The organism is Pseudomonas rossensis (genome assembly GCF_039888995.1).
Classification (GTDB): domain Bacteria; phylum Pseudomonadota; class Gammaproteobacteria; order Pseudomonadales; family Pseudomonadaceae; genus Aquipseudomonas; species Aquipseudomonas rossensis.
This window is the reverse complement of sequence record NZ_JBBWCB010000269.1, coordinates 1-2,715: the sequence shown is the minus strand read 5'-3', so window position 1 is coordinate 2,715 and position 2,715 is coordinate 1. Positions and strand designations below refer to the sequence as shown.

General features: G+C 63.4%; 1 protein-coding gene. It reads right to left on the bottom strand.

Annotated elements, in window-relative coordinates:
• The coding region (locus tag WLY71_RS30275) for a retention module-containing protein (RefSeq protein ID WP_347806508.1) at window positions 1-2,448 on the bottom strand (2,448 nt) is incomplete at its 3' end.
• Window positions 2,449-2,715: the final 267 nt, after the last annotated feature.

The following is a 2,715-nucleotide window of genomic DNA, read 5'->3' as shown; positions in this document are numbered from 1 at the left end:
GTTGGCGTTCGGTGTGGTGCTTGGCGGCGAGGTCAGGGTGTAGGTGTAGGTGCCGTTGGGATTGAGCAGGATCTGCCCGTAGGTGCCGGTGGCGCTGCCGACCAGGGTGTAGGTGATCGCACCGACCGCGCCGCTGACCGAACCGACCAGCGTGCCACTGGCGGTTTCGCCGGTGTTGCCCGGCAGGCTCCCGGTAACGATGCCGGGCGCCAGATCTTGACCGTCCTTGTTCAGGTCTAGGGCTTTTTCGTAGACGGTCACGTCGCTGTCGCTGACCGCTCTGATGCAGCTGTTGCGCACGTCGATGGTGATAGTGGTAGTGCTTTGGTCACCGTCGGCATCGCGCAGGGTGTAGGTGAACGTGTCGGTCGCGCCGGGGCCGCTCACGGCGTTCGGGTTGCTGTGGTACACGGCGTTGCCGTTGGCGTCCAGCGTCAGGTAACCGTAGGTGCCATTGATCTGAGTGTTCAGGCCGCCAACGGCCGGGGCCGAGGTGTCTGAGCCGGCACGCACGCCGAGCACCGCCCCTGCGGCGAGGCCATCGGCGCCGCCGACGTCATTCCACAGCACGTTGCCGCTGATAATGCCGCCCTCTGCGACCGAGGTCGAGTCGGGGTTGGCGGTCGGCAGGTCATCGACGATTTTGACCACGATGGTGCTGGTGGTGCTGTTGCCCAGAGCGTCGGTGGCTTTGTAGGTGAAGGTTTCACTCAAGGTGTTGGCGCCGTCGTTGGCGTTCGGCGTGGTGCTTGGCGCCGACGTCAGCGTGTAGGTATAGGAGCCGTCGGGATTGAGCAGGATTTGCCCATAGGTACCGGTGGCGCTGCCGATCAAGGTGTAGGTGATTGCGCCGGCCGCGCCCGTGACGGAGCCGACCAGCGTTCCACTGGCGGTTTCGCCGGTATTGCCCGGCTGGCTGCCAGTAACGGTGCCGGCGGCCAGATCCTGACCGTCCTTGTTCAGGTCGAGGGCTTTTTCATACACGGTCACGTCGTTGTCGCTGATCGCTCTGATGCCGCTGTTGTTCACGTCGATGGTGATGGTGGTGGTGCTTTCATCACCGTCGGCATCGCGCAAGGTGTAGGTGAACACGTCGGTCGCACCGGGACCGTTCACGCCGTCCGGGTTGCTGTGATAGACCGCGTTGCCCGCCGCATCCAGCGTCAGGTATCCGTAAGTGCCATTGATCTGGCTGTTGAGGCCGCCGATGGCCGAAGTCGAGGTGTCTGAACCGGCACGCACGCCTACCACTCCGCCCCCGGCGGCGGGACCATCGGCACCGCGGACGTCGTTCCACAGCACGTTGCCACTGACGATGCCGCCTTCGGCGACCGAGGTCGAGTCGGCATGGGCGGTCGGCAGGTCATCGACGATGTTGACGTTGATTTGCCCGGTCGCCGAACTGCCGTCCGTATCGGTGGCGACGACGTCGAAATTCTCGGTGATGCTGTTGGCGCCGTCACCGGCCGGATGGGTTTCATTGTCGTTGAGGGTGTAGCTGTAACTCACAACCCCCGTGGCCGGGTTGTAGCCGGTGACGGTCAGGGTGTTGCCCAACGGGGTGGTGATCGATTGCGGGAAGCCTGCGGCAACGCCACCGCTGATCACGTTGATCCCTCCGATGCTCAGGCTGGTCAGCCCGTCAGGAGCAGACACGCTGAACGTGCCGGTCTTGGTCAGTGCCCCAGGGTTGGGGGCCGAACCGTCGGCCAGGTTGGCCTCATTGAGGGTCAATTCGCCCCCTGCCACCGACAGGCCGGTGAGGGTCACCGGATTGTTCGGCACATCAGGAACAACCGGTGTTACAGGAAGAACGCCTGTGCCTCCTGAACCTCCTGAGCCTCCTGAATCTCCTGAATCTCCTGAATCTCCTGAACCGCCCGAACCACCCGAACCGCCTGAACCACCTGCACCGCTGTCACCGTCGTCACCGTTGTCCGGGTCACCGGCCAGCCGCTCCAGGGGAAACTCGGGAATGCCGTTGAAACCTGCGGTAGGAAAACCAATAGTCGGATCGACCCGCCCGCCTACCTCTTCAAGCATGACAAACGTGTGGCCGCCACCCAGTGCACCAGGTGCGCCGGTCGCACCCGGTCCGGCCGCCGTAGCTTCAGCGGTCTGGGTCGGGTCGTCGCCGGCAGCGATCGCTTTTTGCAGTTGCTCGACATCGGTCAGTTGCGCCTGAGTCGGCGTCACCGCTTCAGCGGTGTCTACATGGGGTGCCTGATGCGCGAGTAACTGAGGCGTCATCTCCATACTGCTGCCACGCCCAAGTGTCAGTTCCTGGCCATTCTGCAGATTCACCGCCACCGCGCCTTCGGCCCCGGTGACCAGTTGATCGCCGGCGAATAACCGGTCCCCCTCGACCAGCGCGCGTCGGGTGCCATCGCTCGTAACCGCGAACACCTGACCAATGACCTTACTGACAATACCGATGAGCGTAGCCATGTGCACTTCCTCCGCTGCCAACCGCTGTCGGCATCCTGTTTTTGCGAAGAACGTGCTCCTGGCTCCAACGGGTTGCCTGGCGGAATCGCCTGCTGGCAGCGGTTACCTGAAGTAAGCCGCTGCCCTGGCGCCGTTCTCGCCAAGCGTGCCGCTCGCGGGCGACGTGTCTGCTGCGGGATAAAAACCCTCTGCAATCAATGGCATCGGAATCCACTTGCGCAACAAGTCACCCTTTGAGCGATGCGTAACGGTTTTGATCCACCAAGG